The organism is Alteromonas gracilis, assembly GCF_036870955.2.
In the GTDB taxonomy this organism is placed as follows: Bacteria; Pseudomonadota; Gammaproteobacteria; order Enterobacterales; family Alteromonadaceae; genus Alteromonas; species Alteromonas gracilis_A.
In genome coordinates, this window is the sequence record NZ_CP145482.2 from 4,180,911 (window position 1) to 4,198,391 (window position 17,481).

15 protein-coding genes are annotated in these 17,481 nt (G+C 47.5%); 2 read left to right on the forward strand and 13 right to left on the reverse strand.

All coding sequences use genetic code 11. From position 1 onward, the window contains the following. Positions 1-88: 88 nt before the first annotated feature. From V6N89_RS20120 to V6N89_RS20180, 13 genes are all read right to left on the reverse strand, one after another. The gene (locus V6N89_RS20120) at positions 89-433 is read right to left on the reverse strand and encodes a hypothetical protein (RefSeq protein ID WP_338519148.1); all 345 of its coding nucleotides are present in this window, start codon (positions 431-433) and stop codon (positions 89-91) included. Then, entirely contained in the window at positions 426-1,247 is an 822-nt protein-coding gene (locus tag V6N89_RS20125) for a tetratricopeptide repeat protein (RefSeq protein WP_338519149.1), read from the reverse strand. The genes V6N89_RS20120 and V6N89_RS20125 overlap by 8 nt, the downstream gene beginning before the upstream one ends. After that, the gene (locus tag V6N89_RS20130; protein ID WP_338519150.1) at positions 1,231-2,268 is read right to left on the reverse strand and encodes a hypothetical protein; all 1,038 of its coding nucleotides are present in this window, start codon (positions 2,266-2,268) and stop codon (positions 1,231-1,233) included. The genes V6N89_RS20125 and V6N89_RS20130 overlap by 17 nt, the downstream gene beginning before the upstream one ends. 83 nt (positions 2,269-2,351) lie before the next feature. Further along, the gene (locus V6N89_RS20135; RefSeq protein WP_338519151.1) at positions 2,352-4,187 is read right to left on the reverse strand and encodes a tetratricopeptide repeat protein; all 1,836 of its coding nucleotides are present in this window, start codon (positions 4,185-4,187) and stop codon (positions 2,352-2,354) included. Then, a complete protein-coding gene (locus V6N89_RS20140; RefSeq protein WP_346993160.1) occupies positions 4,180-4,944 on the reverse strand; it encodes a hypothetical protein in 765 nt (254 codons plus the stop codon). Before V6N89_RS20140 ends, V6N89_RS20135 begins: the two co-directional genes overlap by 8 nt. Then, a complete protein-coding gene (locus V6N89_RS20145) occupies positions 4,919-6,400 on the reverse strand; it encodes a hypothetical protein (RefSeq protein ID WP_346993161.1) in 1,482 nt (493 codons plus the stop codon). Before V6N89_RS20145 ends, V6N89_RS20140 begins: the two co-directional genes overlap by 26 nt. 120 nt (positions 6,401-6,520) lie before the next feature. Then, positions 6,521-7,129 carry a hypothetical protein gene (locus V6N89_RS20150; protein WP_338519155.1) on the reverse strand — a complete coding sequence of 203 codons (609 nt, stop codon included), beginning with the start codon at positions 7,127-7,129 and terminating at the stop codon, positions 6,521-6,523. A 13-nt stretch (positions 7,130-7,142) separates the two neighbouring features. Continuing rightward, positions 7,143-8,303, reverse strand: a complete 1,161-nt coding sequence (locus tag V6N89_RS20155; protein ID WP_346993162.1) for a DUF3570 domain-containing protein — start codon at positions 8,301-8,303, stop codon at positions 7,143-7,145. Beyond that, positions 8,290-8,544, reverse strand: a complete 255-nt coding sequence (locus tag V6N89_RS20160; RefSeq protein ID WP_338519157.1) for a DUF4266 domain-containing protein — start codon at positions 8,542-8,544, stop codon at positions 8,290-8,292. Before V6N89_RS20160 ends, V6N89_RS20155 begins: the two co-directional genes overlap by 14 nt. Before the next feature lie 2 nt (positions 8,545-8,546). Beyond that, positions 8,547-9,071, reverse strand: coding sequence for a TlpA family protein disulfide reductase (locus tag V6N89_RS20165; RefSeq protein ID WP_338519158.1), 525 nt, complete (start codon positions 9,069-9,071; stop codon positions 8,547-8,549). A gap of 10 nt (positions 9,072-9,081) precedes the next feature. Beyond that, on the reverse strand, positions 9,082-9,711 hold the full coding sequence (locus V6N89_RS20170) for an outer membrane beta-barrel domain-containing protein (protein WP_338519159.1): 630 nt from the start codon (positions 9,709-9,711) through the stop codon (positions 9,082-9,084). Next, on the reverse strand, positions 9,681-10,433 hold the full coding sequence (locus tag V6N89_RS20175) for an SH3 domain-containing protein (protein WP_338519160.1): 753 nt from the start codon (positions 10,431-10,433) through the stop codon (positions 9,681-9,683). The genes V6N89_RS20170 and V6N89_RS20175 overlap by 31 nt, the downstream gene beginning before the upstream one ends. Positions 10,434-10,437: 4 nt before the next feature. Continuing rightward, a complete protein-coding gene (locus V6N89_RS20180; RefSeq protein WP_346993163.1) occupies positions 10,438-13,182 on the reverse strand; it encodes a hypothetical protein in 2,745 nt (914 codons plus the stop codon). Positions 13,183-13,932: 750 nt separating this feature from the next. Between V6N89_RS20180 and V6N89_RS20185 the strand changes: the two genes are divergently transcribed. Next, positions 13,933-14,994 carry a hypothetical protein gene (locus V6N89_RS20185; RefSeq protein WP_346993164.1) on the forward strand — a complete coding sequence of 354 codons (1,062 nt, stop codon included), beginning with the start codon at positions 13,933-13,935 and terminating at the stop codon, positions 14,992-14,994. 2 nt (positions 14,995-14,996) lie between these two features. Then, positions 14,997-17,477 (forward strand): LamG domain-containing protein, encoded by a 2,481-nt coding sequence (locus tag V6N89_RS20190; protein ID WP_346993165.1) that lies wholly within the window; start codon positions 14,997-14,999, stop codon positions 17,475-17,477. Positions 17,478-17,481 lie beyond the last annotated feature (4 nt).

Here is a 17,481-nt window from a genome sequence, read left to right on the forward strand (position 1 = left end):
AAAACGCTTCGCTTCATAGTAATAGTTGTACCCGATTATTGCTGTCAGTAGGTTATCCAGCCCGTCACATTGTTGGTATAAAATATACCTAATCTCTTTCTATTACAGGACTATCTTGGTTTGTAAGTGCTTGCACACCAAATTGTTGAGACAGTTGCATTTGACGGAGAAACTGTGTTCTATCAAGAGGTTTCAGCGACACGGTTTGTGGCTTCCACGATAAGGTGCCTTCAATATTGCGATGAGTGGGTAATTGCCAAGGTACAATACTTAATACCCTTGGTTGCTCTTTGTCACCGCGAATTGTGGCTTCGAGCCGAAGAGGTTCGTCTGTTGATGGCGCGGATTGAATTTGTTGCGAGTGCGCAGGACTTGCGCACATGAACATCATGCTGCCAACGGCAATGACGCTAAAAAGAAGATGTTTACTCATTAGGTCTTCCTGTTGCTGTCGCTGTTGCAGATACTTGACGATTAACGTCTGCCATCCATCGCTCTATTTGCTTAACCAAACTTTCATCTACGTGGTGCGCAGGTTGCGACTCTGGATAGCTCACCAATGCGTGGTAGTCGCTATAGTGATTCAGGGCTGAAATTTTATCGCCTAGGTATAAATCAAGCAGAATACCCAAATTGTAATGTCCATTGGCATAACCCGGCCATGCGCTAAGCGCATCTATATAGCATTGTTTGGCTTGTTGGAAATCGCCTTGTTCACGAGCAATAGTGCCCAGTCGATTTAGCGCAAAGTAATTGGCGCTATTGACGGCGATAGCCTGTGTATAGTGCGTCGCGGCGAGGTTAATATCTTGTTTAGCTCTTGCGATGTCGCCTAACAATACCCACACCGCTGAGGGGGCATTGTTTGCCTTACTCAATAACTGGGCGAGATCCAAAGCTTGGTCAAAATCTTGCGCATTATAATGGCGAAGCGCTTTTTCAAAATGCTGTTTGGCGGCTTGATTAAAGACACGCTTTGTCGCCGCATACTGGTTCGTGGCACCGCGAAGTGTGGCGGCAAGTATCGCCTCTGCCGATAATTCGTTGTTTGTTTCAGGCGTTGCATCATCAGTATGGCCCGAAGTACTTGTGCCTGACGCACTTTTGCCTGACGCAGTAAGCGCGTTGCTTTCAGGCGCAGCATTATCACGTGGCGTATTTAGACACCCACTTAACATCAAACACAAAATCACAACGTGCGCCGCAGCGAACCTTGTAGTTAAAGACGTACTAGTAATTATCAACACTTAGCGCCTCCACTTTTTCAATTTTGCGATAGCGATTTGGCATGAGTTCAGCTAGCTGAGAAAAGCTAGATTTTACCCACTGATCGTATGTGCCATCCCAGCTGCGCTTAACGTTCACTTCGAACACTTGCATCGCCTGCTCTTCAAATGGGTAAGCTTGCTCTTCTAGCAATAAATCGTATTGCTCTAGCTCTAAAGCATTAAGGCCATCAGGACGCTGTGAGTCCATTAGGTCGTTAGCGAGTTGACGATAGAGTGCACCAAGTTGATGGTTGGCTTTGGTGGCATACTCTCTAACGCTATATGACAATACTTTGTTATGAGCCTGTACCGCCTTAGATAACGCTTCGCGCTTTTTGCTTAAACTCGTTTTAAGCGGTTGGGTAAGCTTTCGTTTATTGAAGGCATATTTTGCATCGTCAGCAAATACCATTGCCGACATTGCAGCTAGCGTTTGCGAACGTGATGTTGCCTTGTCACCAGCAGTATCATGCCCTTTTATTAACTTGTTTAACCAGAAGCGACGTTTCGCATCTTCACCGCTTTGCAGGTAGAACTCGCTCATAATAAATCGCGCTTCCATAACGGTATCGAAGGGCTCAGGATAGGCATGTGCATAAGTACGATACGCAGGCAGTGAAGCGGAGCGGTTGCCTGCCAACTCGAAGTACTCAGCTGCTTGAAGTAAGGCCTCACGTCCTTGGTCGGTAAGTTTTTCGCGCTGATATTGACCGTAAAGCACATTGGCAGCGGTTTCCCATTGCTGCGTTTTTTCATAAACAAATAGCCGCTTGTTTTCTATAGTTGGCGTTAGTTCATGTTCAGGGAAGCGACGCTCAAAGTCTTCTAACAGAGCTTGAGCCTCATCAAATCGTTCGAGTGACATCAAGTAGCTCGCAGCATCGTATTGCGCATTCACGCGGATATCCACATTGGGGGTACGTTGCATTAGTCTGTTTAAATGAGATACCGCTTGCGATAAATCACTTTGTGCAGCTGCTAACTCAGCTTGCTTAAACATACTAATAGCAAGGTTTTTCGTCAGTGTTTGTGTTAGCTGTCCTTGCCTTGAAGCCTCAAGACCAAAAGACTTCTTTTCTATGCTTAGGCTAAAAGTGCGACGTATGCCACCTCAGCATCGTCGTAGTGCGCAAGGCCAAACTGACTGTGCGCGTTAACTAGCAACGCTGATAAACGCATATCGTCCGATACAATAGCGGTGACACTCTCAGGAGGAGTTAACAGCCAGTTGCTGTAACCAAGCGCTTGTTCATACTGCGTCTCATCAAACGTTTCTTGCATTAATGTTTGTACAACAGGCACTACACGACTATCACTAGCGAAACGAGCGATAAAACGCTGCTGGCTTTGGCGTTGTTTTGCTTTTATATCTTCTACTTGTGCTCCTGCACTTTCACTGAGCAGCGCGGTATATGCCAACAGCGCGCTATATGCACCATCACTTGCTCGCTCGTGCTCAGTATGGTTATAAGCAAAATGCTCATAATGCGTAATGGCCTTTTCAAATTGTGCTGACTCAAAATAACTCTCTGCAAGATTAAACTGTATTTGTGCAGCCAGTTCATCACTAGGGAACATCTCTATAAACGCAAGGTAGTACTCTTGCGCCTTCTCGTACGCATGGGCCGCCTCAGTCTCAAGTGCGTCGACATCAAGTTCGCGCAGTGCCGCTGGCAACGCATTTTGCTTGTCTGGGTTAGAAAGCTGTTGTGCAAAGCTGTGCTGAGTTTGCGCTAACTCGCGCAAATATTGATGAAGATAAGGGCGTGCATTTTGTTGTACGTACTCTGGCAGTGAATAGTAAAGCCCAGGCGCTGCTCCGAAGGTGCTGACAAAGCCCGCTTTGGCGTTTAGCACTTCACTGGGAAAATCTCCCAAGATAAATGCGTCTATGTGTTTGACATAAAAAGACACCGCTTCGCTATGCGAAGGAAAATGACTGGCAAAGGCATGATATGCTTCAGCCGCATCAAGATAACGATCGTTGTCCAAATGCTGCTGTGCAAGCTCGTTGTATACCAAATAGCTATGGGGCGCATTGCCTTGCGTTTGGTAAAACTCGACAATAGCTTGCCCATTTCCCTTATAGGAAAAGAGCCTCCCCATAATCCTTAGGCTGTCTTGCACCAGCTTTTGTTGTCCCTTTGACAGTTGATTTATCTTTGGTAGTGCTGCCGATGAAGTCGACGTTATGGGAGCTGGGTTGAAGCTGGCCGCCAGCATGCTATCAAACGACATCAACGCTTTATCATAGGCTTCTAGCTTGTAGTGCGCCCAACCTTGCATATAGGCCGCCATGGTGTAAAAGCTATTGCCCTGGTCGTGAGAAAGCACCTCTTCATAGGCACGGGCCGCTTTTGCATATTGCTCCTGACTATAAAACGCTTCGCCCTGTCGAAACCACGCCTCAGGTGCATGCACCGACTGAGGGTATTGCGCCAACAGCGTATTGAGAACAGCAACACTTTTTTCGTTATCACCCTGTAACTCATAGGCACGCGACAATTGATAAAGTATTGCTTCTTTTGAAGCCTCATTCGAGTACTTAGCCAAAACACGTTGATACGCGCTGATCGCTTCTTGATAAGCCGTCTCAGGCGCACTCGAATTAAGTGCAACTTGTCTCTCTTCAGCTAGCAACATCTCTACGTCGGCAAGACGAAGGTCGAGTTGCTGCGCGAGCGACTCATTTGAAAACTGGCCAACCAAGTCAGCATAACCATTGCGAATTTCATCCAGCGCTGCGGGCTCAAGCCGCGTTTTATCAACCACTACCCGTTTAATACCTAGTGACGTTACCAGGGCGTTTTGCGGTGTTTCGACACTGTCATTTTGCATTTCAAAAGGCGCAAAGGCGCAGCCTGTAACGATAGTGCTAGCCAGCGCCATGTATGCTACACGTCGAAAAGATTTATTCACTTTTACTCTCCTCGCTATCGCGAGCCACGGGTGCATGCATGTTGCCATCTCTTAGCTGAAGCATCGCCAGCTGACTTAATGCATACTGCTCTGCAAGGTAGGCTTTACGTGCTTGGATAAGCGCTAAGGCCTTATCTGTTAATGTCACTTCTAGCTGAACGATTAACTGGGATGTGTTTTCTAAGTGCATGTCGATGCGTGCTTGCAGTGCACTAACGCTATCGCGTTGTTCATAGGTTAGTTTTGGCGTGCTAAGCAGAGTATTAAAACCATTTTGTGCACTTTGAGCGTTTGCGAGTAGTTTTTCAGTCTCAATCAGTGCTTGCTTGCTTTTCCATTTTTCGCTTAGGTACTGCTGCGAAAGCTGCCACGCCAAGACTCCTTTTACTCTGGCCAAGCGTTCGCCATAAGATGGACGCATAGTGCGCTGTTGCGAAAGCAGCTTAAGACGCTGCTCAGCATTCGTGACGCGAGCCAGCCATGCAAGCTGCTCTTCGCTAGCGAAAGTAGCAAGCCCTGCCATCCACGACTCTTTGGTTCCTTCGCCGACAGGAATATCGACTAGCTGCTCGGCGTTTGATACTCGCTGTTGTAGGGTGGCAAATTGCGCTGACAAGCGGCGCAGTAGATTTTCTGATTGGGTTGACTGATAGTTTGCCACACGAGACTGATGAGCTTGTTCTCTCTCATCAAGCAACACGTTATACGTATCAATGAGCGCCCGTTGTTCACTAAGTTGACCTTGTATTTGATACAAGGATGATAAGTTCTCTAAATTGTGCTGCTGAGCGTTGCCCGTGTCTTGACTGGTGATAAGGTCGAATAAAAGGTCTTTTTGGGATGCTTAGCCATAGCGACTGCCATGGTGTTTTATCATCAGCTGCATCACCATTTATCACCTCGCGGCTTTCACTTTCTTGTTGCTCGACACGCAAGTATCCTGAACCTAGTGCCACGCTTTGCCAATAGCGTTCCTGCTCTACTTGTTGTGACAACACATCGAGTTCAGCTATTACCACCGACAGTTTATCAATAAGGCGTTGAAGGGTGTCATAGGCTTGTACCTCCCCTCCAAGCTCTGCATAACCATAAGCTAGGGCATGTGTAGCTTGGAGCGTAAAAAGATTGTTGTCTTGGTCGGATAGAAACGTCCAGACTCCCATCGCCAGCGGCCAATCGCCAGATTGAGCCAACCCCCAGCCATAATGTAATAGCGCTTCGTCGCGAACCAATGATTGAGAGCGGGTGCCTCGTGAAGGAACTTGGTTGTTGCCGTTTTCCAACGTAGTATCTATGGCATACGCATCCGTATCGATACTGTCAAACACGGTAAGTGCCTCATCTTGCCGAGCCAACATTAACAGCGTTTGCCCCCTTGAAAGCAATACCTCGTTTAGCAGCGCTTTAGTTTCACGTTGGGTTTCACTCTCATCAATATCGTCTTGCCACCAGTTAAACCAAGAAAGCCAGCCACTGTCATTTGGCTTATTCTCCAGCTTTTGCATTAGTGCATTTTGTAATGCTAAGAAGTGTTGATTCGCGTCATCGTAATCGCCACGAGCAAACGCATTTACCGCTTGGTTATACCCCAAGTATTGTCGCGATATATGATGTTGAGGTAGCACGGCGAGAAAGCGTTCAATACCGACAGTCTGTGTCTTAGCTTCTGATTGTGATTGAAAAGACGTTGAGGCCTTTAACGCCATAGACGCTTGCGCTGCTTGATAATTTAGCTCGTACCACTGCGCTGGAGTCAAAATCTCATCTAAGTCACGCTCTGACGACTCCAGGCTTGTTACAAACGTGTTGTAGGCTTCAAGCCCGCGTTGTAAACCGCGCACTACACTGTTTTCATCTAAAGACTTTGAAAGTGACTGTGAAAAGTGCAGTCTCGCAAGCCAGTACCATGCTACATGGCGCTGCTCATTGGATAACGACTGAGAGTGAGACGATAAATTTCGCTGAGCCATTCGCGGCATACCATAACCAAGCCCCACACCACCTTCGAGTAACCTCAATGCCTCATTGTATGACTTACCTGTGTTGCTATGCCCAATCTGCTGTTTTGCTAGTGCCATTTTGCTCAGCGTAGTCAATGCATCATCAACATAAAGCGAATACACCACCTCGCCAAATTGTAACGCGTGCTGTTTTTGCTCACTGGCTGACATATCTAGTGCCTGCACGCTCTCATCAGCACTAGCGTCAGCCATACTTGTTAATCCTAGCGCCAAGGCACACATTACCGGGCCTATCAATGCGTTTAGCCGAATGCATGATAGTTTGTTCAGCCATGTTGATGTGAAAAACAATTTTGTCATGATGCGCGCGACCTATATCACCGTCGCCGTAAATTCAGGTTGGTGTTTAGCGGTAGAGTCGGTAATTCGTAGCTCCACCGCCTGCGCATCTTCGTCTTTATCGAACGTCAGCGTTACGGCGCGTTTATAAGGGCGTTTTTCAGGGCCTATACCGATGAAAAACGCAGTAAGCTCATGTGCGCCTTGGTTGATATTGCCCATATATAAGCGCTGAACACCGCCGCGTTTCAACGCATTGACTTGACGCTCTGTATACAAATAGTAGGTCGCGGTTTCATCGTCAATGACAAGCTCTACGGCATCCAATTGAAAGTACACACCTACATCTAAAGACAAATACACCGCGACTTGCGTACTTGATGGAAACAACAAATCTTCCTCAAGGATAAATAAATCACGGTTGAGGTTAATCAGCGCTTTCTTTAAGTCTTCTATTTGTGCGTTAAGCGATGTGTTTTCTGATGAAGTATCACCCGCTTCGTGGCTTTGAGCCTTAGCGGCAAATGAAGCAACGTTAAGGAAAATAGCAATAACAAGCGCAACAATCATTGCGCAATGTCCTGCACCTATACGCGTTAGAAAAGAGGGTTTTGAGGACTTAGTTTTGGCTTTCTGGAACATTATCGCTTTCTCCCTAATACCAAATTGACACATATGCACGCACTACGTTGGCAGAGAAGCCGAACAATGCCTCTTCACCCACTTCGCCGTCGACTGTGGCATCGCGGAAGTTATCGTAATCGAACTGCATGTAGTCGTATTCAAGGTTGAAGGTGCTTTTTTCTAAATAATTATCAGAAGAGAAAGCCCACTCGTATGTCACACCGACACCCGCAGCAACGCCGGAATATGTCGATAGTTCTTTGTCTCTCGCCATGAAAGTGAATTCATCAGCACGATTAAAGATATCTTGGTAAAAATCGGCTTGATCTTGCTGGTAAAAGCGTACGTGAGCGTCAACAATCCACGCTTTTCCAAAGGTATGGATGTAACCTAACTTAAGGTTAGTTGCACTTACGCCCCAGGTGTCAGAGTAATAGCGCATATCGCCATAAACACTGGCTCTATACGGCAGGTAATAATTCCCGTTAAGCGAAAATGCATTACTAACACGGGTGTTGGGATACACTTCGGTGATAAATGAAAACCCTCGCGCGCTGTCTGGATCTAGATAACGAATAGCGCGATAAGGGTTGTTCAGGTAGCCCTCATCCGAGATATTTTCAGCATTAAAACCAATGATGAGATTCTTGGTGAGCACTTGCGTTAACCCAAACCCGAACTTTTGGCGTGTGGCCTCTTCTAGAAAGCTTTCATCTCCGCGACGGCGAATCTCGTCTTCTCCGCGAGAGTAGCTCAGTGCAAGCGTGGTTAAGTCGCCGAAAAAATCTTGGCTGAAACTCAAATGAAAAGAGTTGGCTTCAAAGTCATTTTCACTGGAGTTGGTGTAGCTGACATTCATCAGTGTTTTGTTGTGAAGAAAGTCAGCGCCCACAGTGGTTTCAGTGCGCTCTTCGCGATATTCACTTGCTTGAGCACGCACGTCAATTGACGCCCCAGAGATAGTATCAACATAGTAATTTGCAGACAGAGATACCTTGTTACCCACTTTTTTGCGCAGTAACACTGAAGGACCGTCAATGGTTACCCCATCGCCAGAATAGCTGTGATACATGGCATCAGAACGGTCCTGAGGTAAAACCGCAGCGAATGCACTTGTAGACACTACGATGACACTAAGAAAAAGTTGCGCGAGCGCATGAAGGGCGTACACCTTGTATTTAGTTGCAGCCACAACCGCCTCCTGCACCACCATCAGCACCTCGCGCACCTTCACGGGCTTCAAACACGTGCTTGATGTACGCGGTAGCAATGGGGTTCCTATTCATACTCATGATAGGGTCAGCCAAGTTGCTTCGCTCATAGGGTTTAACCCAAGGTTCGATGTCAGCGAGGGTATCGAGTGTGCTAACGCAACCTGAACTTATGAAAGTGCTTAATAGAACAAGTGCTCCAATACGTGATGACTTTTTCATTCTTACTCTCGCAACAGTGACTTAATGGCTTTTTCGTAGTGTTTTTCATCGCCAGACTTGTACCCCTTGTGGATGAGGCGAGTGTTACCGTTGCGGTCAACCATAACGGTCGTTGGCATTGCTGATACGTCGTACAGCTCACTCACCGTGCCATCAGGGTCGTAAAGGACGGGAAAGGACACGTTGATATCTTTAAGCAACACATTCGCTTTACTCGAGTCGTCATCGACATTGACGCCAAGTACAGTCACACCTAGGTCGGCGTACTCTTGATAAAGGGTTTCAAAGGCAGGTAACTCTTCGCGGCAAGGGCCGCACCATGACGCCCAAAAATTAACGATAACGATGTTGCCTATCTCTTCGCTTAAACGATGATTCGCGCCATCCTTTCCCTTGAGCGTAAAGTCGATGGCAGGGGCATTAATAGCGGGCTGTTCAGCACGCGTGGCCGTGGTCACGGCTAAACCCAGTAAAATAGTGACGAAGGCGATAAGGCAAGAAATAAAATCAAAGTGTTTTACTTTCATAATCGATTACTCAAAAGAAATAGGTCGCGCCAAGGGTGTACTGAATGTTGTGGGTGTCTTTTTCTTCACCAATGATTTCACTGTTGAAAATTCGATCACGGACATCTATTCGAAGAGCAAAGTAGTCGGTAATTAATACCCGATACCCCGCGCCCAAACTCAATGTAAACTGGCTTTCACCGCCGAAGTCTGTGCTTCCGCCCCCCACAGTGACAAAGAAGTCCGTGTTAAAAACGGTGTTCTGAGTAACAAATAGCTCGCCGTTAAAGTTGTAACCAACCGACAGGTCGTAATAGGTATACTCACGCTCATCATCAGTTAAAAACGGAGCGCCACCAGAGAGGATTTCAAAGCTCGTCTCACCCGCGTCCGCTTGCGCATAAGTGGCTTCGGCGAAAATATTTTCAGTGATGTGGTAGCCAAAACTCACTCCAACAATGGAAGAACTTGAGAAGTCTTCAATACTCACCTGGCCCGCAAACACACCAATTTCGAAGTTTTCGCTGTCAATATCTGCTTCGCGTATATCGCGACGTTCAAGGTTTGGCTCGATGATAGGACCTTGCTGTGCAAAAACACTGCCTGATACCAATAAAGCGGTTAAGCTTGTTAAAAGAAGACGGATAGACCTAGCGTCCATAAATTTAACTCCTCAAATTCGTCACGCTCAGTTAGCGCCGTTAAGCGTTTGTATTCAGCGCGAACTACAAAGTTCTTCTGTAGGTAATAGCGCGCACCCACTCCTACTTCGAGGAGGTCGTTTGTTCTTGACTCTGCACCGCTTTGCACAAGCGTGGCGCTGGGTTCGGTGCGAATTTGCCCAGCTCCCAATGTGAAATAAGGCGACAATCGCCATTCTGGAAAGGTGTAGTGCTGCATACGCACCAACCACATTCTGTTGTCTGAAAAATCGCCCAAAGCCTGTGTTGCACTTATTTCTGCTGCGATATTGTCGGTCAATATCCATGCTGCGCTTACCGACATGGTAGTAACACCGTCTAGCTGCCCAGCATGTACACCAAACTCCCAAGTACGGTGCTGATAACCGTCAAAATTACTTTGCGCAATCAACACTTCGGCATTGTCGAGGTGCAGCGTTGCGGCTAATGCCGTTTTGGCAATCCAGCCTTCTATTCCCTCTGAGGTGCGCACCTTGTACCAGCCAGTGTGAGATTTAAGCACGGTGATAGTTTCGCCTTTCTCAATGGCATGAAAGATGGGAAAAGCACTCGCCGGGCCGGAATGCATATCCGCATAAGGCTCAACGACTTTCACCACCAACTCATCAGCCTTTACGTGGCCACTTCGCCCACATAAGCAAATACAAGACAAGGCTATTAACACCGCGGAAAACCATTTCATAGATTCAGTCCTGCGGTGTATCAAACGGATTGTTGTAATATTGAGCGCCAAGATCTAGCCACTCTGCCATTAGCTTTAACTCTGCATTGTTCAGCCAGTTTGCATGTGACCCGGTTTCAAACAGCGAGAAAAACCGCTCGCTCGCCAATGCACTTGACGCGCGAGCAGAGGGCGCAACAGACACGGTTACCATCACAGGGATTGGGTTACCTTCGGGGTCGAGGATTAATTCGCCATCCTCATCTCGTTCGAAAATAGGGTTGCCGTTACCATCAAGCGCTTCAACTAATCTATCGAGCAGCACTCCATCAACAAGCTCAACTTCAGCATCATTAAATAGCAGTTCGCGGTAGCCTGTCAGTTGGTCTGGGTTATCTAGCGACGGTTGGTTTGTTAAATCGAGTTGGGCCACTGGCACCTGTGTCAAACCATCAGCATCAACCGGGCTGTGGCAGCTAACACACGTGGTGTCGCTTATTAACATGCCGGTTTCATCAAATATGCGGCGATCAGCCTCAAACAACGGCTGAATGTGGTCCGGATAGTTAATCGTAATGCGACATAAGCTAGTCCAAGTTTGCGCACAGCTTTGTGAGATAGGGATTGCTGAGCGCATGTCGCCATAGGCGTAGACAAAAGCGTCTGATAGCGTTGTGTCTGCGGGGTTACTCCAGATGTCTTCATAGCGAATATCGGGTGAAGGGAAAGTGCGGCCTAACACACGATTCTTTGTTTGTGCCATAGTTTCACCCATATCAGCAAACAAAGCGGGGTTGGCACCTGGGTGTGCGACACCCGTCGATGGTGCGCCTAAATTTATAGAGGGATATTCAGCATCAAGTCGACCGTGAGGCAAGGTGCTATCTTGGTTGTGACAGCCATTGCAGGTTTTGACTTCTCCAGGCACCAACTGCACCCAGTTGTCATGACGCGGCCAAACTCGCTTGCCTTTGACATCGAGAAATTCGAACGACAGCGGAATATTGGCGGGCAAATCTAATAGCACTGAACCGTCAGGTTCAACCGTTGAATAGCCAATAATGTCGCGCATCAGTAAATTGCGCGATGGGCCAAAGTCGCTGCGTTCTACTTCAACGATATTTTCGTCGGGAATAGACACACTTTTCACCACGCGAACAAAGCGCACAGGACGCTCATCGGCAGCGGTCAAGCTGGGGTTAGCCATTACATCAATGCCCGCTGGCGTAACATCTTCTCCGGCAAAATCGTAAACACTGCGAATATGGATGCGACCAAGACCTTCGCTGGCCAGTACATCGTCAAAGTCTTCCCCTGGTGTGTAGTCAGCCGGAAACGATCGTTGCTCCATCGACACAAGTTCTGTGTAGGCTATTCCTTCTTGCGGTGTGGCAATAACCTGCTGTGTATTGGTTTGCGGGTCATACATCCACAAGCCGTATAACAGCGGCGCAGCTTCAATATCTTCATTAGCAAGTAGGGCGTCGCTGCACGGCAAAATGGTGCGTGTTTCACCTTCAACTATCTCTTGTTCAGGATCATAGACACGGCATTGGCTCCAAGCGAACAACTGACGATTACTGCCATCAAATAGTGGATATAGCGCCCCCACATATCCACCCGCAGAAATTGGCGCTTGGGTATCGATGTTGTCAAACAGGGCCGCAATCTGTCCAGGCCCTGATAAACTATCGCTAGCCGCCGTTGGCGTATCATTGTCTATGTAGTTTTGTACGTCTAAGCGATAATAATTTCCACCTAATGTATCGCGCGTATATTCGCGAACTGCCGCTAATACTTGCCCATCAGGTGTAACCCGACTTTGTACAAAATGCACGTTGTCGCCATTTAAGTCATGACTGTGACGACCATATACAATTTCTAACTCACTGCCGTCCGGATTCATTTGATAAAGATGCATTCCTTTATCACCTGCCGCCTGATCCCATCGTGTAAATAGGATTTTGCCGTTTGGCATCACTAACGGGTCGATATCGTGGCTTTGATTAAACGATATTTGCGTAATACCACTGCCGTTAGCATCCATAACATGAAGTACTGACGCTTCTACGTCTAACCCCTCTTCCAAAGCAGAGTACTGCGCCTTACCCTCATCGATTAAGATAGCTTGATTGGTTCGCTGTCTGGTGGAACTAAATACAATCCGCCCATCAGGTAAATAGACTGGGCTAGTGTCCTCACCAGCTTGAGCCACGATATCAGAGGCTATAACCCGACGAAGCTCGTCTGTAGTAATGTCGTATTCCCAAATGTTCCACGTAGGCTGCTCGTCTTCATCGGCGTCTGCAATTTCTGGCGCACGCATGGCAAATAGTAGCTTGCTGCCGTCGTACGACACCTCAATATCTTTTACATCGTACTGAGGTGGCTGTGTCTCCTCTTCGGCGTTATCTTCATAGGTGCTATCGACAAAAGCGCGATCGGTAATATTGATTTCTTCACTACTAACGGCGGCACGCCTTTTAATAAAAAGTGCAGCACCAGGCACAAATTCAGCAGGTGTTCTTAAGTCACTTTCGATAGGCATCCCCTCTTCATCCACGGGCAGTGTGCGCTTGACAAAAGCCACGGGGATATCGACAACAACGGGGTCTGGCTCATCATTGCTTTGCGATAAAACAGACTCACCGCAAGCAGAAAGTGCAGCGACACCGACAATCAGCATTGCCTTTCGCACAGCATTTTGTGTCCATGCTTCTTTCAGCATAGATACCGGCAAAGATTCTGGATGCGTAGTATTAACTGCCACTGTCGCCATACCTCTTAAGTACAAAATGACGTTGGTTAATGGGGTTTTGCCACAGTGAATAGTCTTGCGGTGAAGGATCACTTACCTACGACTTAAAACTGTAAATGCCTTATCAGCATTTCACCGAGGCATAAATGTCACAAGTTGCAAGTTCATAAAAGGGGATGCAAATTCATACCTGAAGCTAATAGCAGAGGGCGTGGTTAATTTGATTTTTACGAAAACCCATTCGCATGAAGGCGTCTTGATATGCGGGAACTCAATAAAAAACGAAAAAGCAGCCTTCCGGCAGGAATAACGTTGACTGTATGGCAAAAATTAAACGTAGCCCTACAGATACTCTAATTAGTAATCATAGACTTAGCGTAAGAACTCATTGTCTATTTGGTATATCTCAACGCATCAAAATAAAGGCTTTCAACCCACCCAAACTGCACACTTAGTTATAATTTTTAAGACCTATAGACTTTTGTGAGTATTTAATTGGCTGTGACTGATTGGTTTCATTTGCGACACTGCGAATTAAAGGATCACAGACCGTGCGAAACTATTTCTGCCTTTTTTCCCGACTACCTATCCCTGCGTATTCGGCTAACACTATTTCACGGTACGCTGTTCAAAAAACCTTGATAGGACTGAGCTGTGCACTTGTGCTATCTACTGGTGCCCAAGCGGGTCCCCGAGAACAAGCGGCCCGCATGCACGAGCGTTTAGTCGGTGTACCTAGCCTCAGAAAGTGTACTTAGCACCATGCAAAGCTACATAGAGGATGGCAACACTGAAAGTGCGGCATTTCTGGCTATGGAGAACCCTGCGTTCTACAACGTCACTATCAAAACGTGGGTGGCCCCTTGGACAAACGAAGCCTTTGACAAGTTCGAACCACTTAACGATTACACCGCGACTGTTATCGGCATAGTTAGAGATGACGTTGATTTTCGTGAGGTATTAAGCGGCGACATTTTATATGTAGGGGCGCCGTCATTGGGTCTACCACCTTACAGCAATAGTAATAACGATCACTACTTGGCCATGGAAGATACCGTTACTGATTTGCATGCAAACCTAGTCAGAACCACGCAGTCAGCAACAACGGGACTTCCTGCAGATGCTACAGCAGGTGTTATGACCACGCGCGCAGCAGCAAAAGCCTTTTTCAAAGACGGAACTAATCGCGCCATGTTTCGTTTTACTCTAATGAACCATATGTGCACCGATTTAGAAGGTGTTGCTGATATTACCCGCGCACCAGATCGCATTCGACAAGACGTTAGCCGAAGTCCGGGCGGTGACAGTAGGCTATTCCACAACAACTGCGTAAGTTGTCACTCTGGTATGGACCCATTGGCGCAAGCGTTTGCTTATTACAACTATCAATACGATGTAGACAACGACCCAGACGGCGAGCGCGGCGCACTGCAGTATAACGCACAAGGTCAAACTGACTCTGTGACAGGCTCTCGCGTTCAAGAAAAATATCGCATCAACGGTAACAACTTTATTCACGGTTTTGTGACATTAGATGATAGCTGGGACAACTACTGGCGAAACGGACCCAACTTTAATCTTGGCTGGTCAAACGCCCTTTCGGGTTCTGGGAACGGTGCTAAATCAATGGGACAAGAACTGGCAAATAGCCAACAGTTTGCTAAATGCCAGGTCACAAAAGTATTCGAGGAAGTGTGTCTGCGCAAACCTCAAGACAGTGAAGATCGCACGCAGATTAGCGCGATGCAAACTCAATTTGCAGCCTCTGGCTATCAAATGAAGTCTGTGTTCGCCAATGCTGCGAACTATTGCAAAGGAGAATAAATATGGCGCACTTTCTCTTCAACCCTAACCGTTTTCGCGCTGTTGCCATTGGAACACTTGCAGCGCTGTTAAGCGCATGTGGTGGCAGTGATGTTGAGGTACAACCCACGCCTCTACCGCCACCAACTGAACAGCCTGTGGTTAACTATGCAGGACCTGCTGCAAGCACAGATGATGTAGCGAATTTCAAACGTGCACTATGGGATAACATTGCCACGGCCGACCGCTGCGGCGCGTGTCATACTCAAGGCGCACAGTCGCCAACCTTTGCCCGCAATGATGATATTAATCTCGCCTATGCCGACACGGGTTCCTTGGTAGATTTAGCACAGCCTAGTGACTCTCGCTTGGTCACTAAGGTTGGTGGCGGTCATAACTGCTGGCTCACCAGCGACAGCGCTTGCGCTGACATTATGACGACATGGATTAGCGATTGGGCCAACGACTCTGATGCGCAAAACCAAGCCACCGAAATAGAGCTGCAAGCCCCTGTTGCTCGAGCACCGGGCTCGACCAAAAACTTTCCAGAAAGCCCTGCGCTTTTTGAAAGTACAGTGTATCCCATACTGCAAACGCATTGCGCTAGCTGTCACACCAATAGTGCCACTATTCCTATTTCACCTTACTTTTCATCCAGCGATATTAATGAAGCCTATGAAGCCGCGAAGGACCGAATGAACCTTGACGTACCGGACGATTCACGTTTTGTGGTGCGTTTGCGCGATGAGTTTCACAATTGCTGGAGTGATTGCCAGCAAGATGGCAGTGCCGTTAGCATGGCGATTGCACAGATGTCAGATAATATTGAACTCACTGAGCTTGATGGAAACCTTGTTAACTCTGATGCTCTATCGTTATTTGACGGAACCCTAGCCAGTGGTGGCGGACGATTCGAGCAATATGTAATTGCAAAATGGGAATTTAAAACCAGTAGCGGGAACACGGCATTTGACACGTCAGGCGTAGATCCGGCACTCGATTTGACACTCTCGGGCAGCTACAACTGGGTAGGCGGTTACGGCGTGCAGTTTGCTAATGGAAAAGCACAAGGCAGCACCACCAACAGCCGAAAACTGTATGATCTCATTCTAGGTAGTGGCGAATTTGCGATTGAAGCTTGGGTAGCACCAGCGAATGTTACTCAAGAAGGCCCAGCGCGTATTGTGAGCTACTCTGGCGGGCGCGACCGCCGTAACTTCACGCTCGGCCAAACCCTATACAATTACGATGTGCTGCTACGCAATGAAAACACCGATGTAAATGGCGAACCCGCCTTATCAACTGCCGATGCCGACGAAGATTTACAAGCGGCCTTACAACATGTTGTGGTAAATATTGACGCCAATAATCGTCGTAGAATTTACGTTAACGGCGAGTTTACTGACGATATAGATGATGTTGAGGGTGGCAACTTCCTTGACTGGGATGACAGCTTTGCCTTTGTACTGGGCAGCGAAGTATCAGGCGACTCTCCATGGGCAGGCACACTGCGTATGGTTGCGGTTCACAACCGTACATTAACCGATGATGAAATTACCAAAAACTTCGATGCGGGCGTTGGCCAGCAATACTTCTTGCTGTTTGGCATTAGTGACCTTATCAACGTACCACAAAGCTATATTGTTTTTGAGGTAAGCCAATTTGATAGCTACAGCTACCTTTTTGCTCAGCCATTCTTTATTTCTCTTGATAGCTATGCGCAGATTCCAGACATAGCCATAGAAGGTATTCGCATAGGCATAAACGGCAGAGAGTCTTTCGCGGGACAAGTGTTTTCAACGCTTAGTACTTCGATTAACGCAGCGTCGTATTCGGCACAGTCAGGCCAACCGTTGTCACGACAAGGTACCATTATTCCTTTAGAGAAAGGGCCCGAGCTAGACGAGTTCTTTTTGACCTTTGAAGTACTCGGCGATAATACTGATGTACGTGTTGAGGCAACACCACCTGCCCCTGCAGAAACGGCAGACCTCGAGGCACAACCCGATATTGGCACCAAGCACTTCGCTGAGATAAACGCGAGCATGTCAGCAATGACGACCGTGCCGATGAGTACACCGTCAGTTAATCAGACCTTTAGCCAGTTGAAACAACAACTACCGTCTGTCACCGACATCACCAGCTTTTTAGCGGCAAATCAGATGGCCGTTACTCAGCTTGCTATTAAATACTGCGATACTTTGGTTGAAAGTGACAGCTTACGCCAAGCCTATTTTCCGCAATTTGACTTCTCGCAACCGGCAGACACAGCGTTTAACGGCGCGGCTCGCGATGGCGTCATCAAACCTATTATTACGACAATGCTAGGCACTGATATTGGTACTCAAGCCGATGCCGCTCTAGTGCGTAGTGAAGTCGAGCAGCTTATCGACCGTTTAACGCAATGCTCAAGTACTAGTAGCTGCGACGCGCAATATACGCGCACCGTGACTAAAGCAAGTTGTGCCGCCGTGCTTGGCAGCGCCACTATGCTGATACAGTAGGACA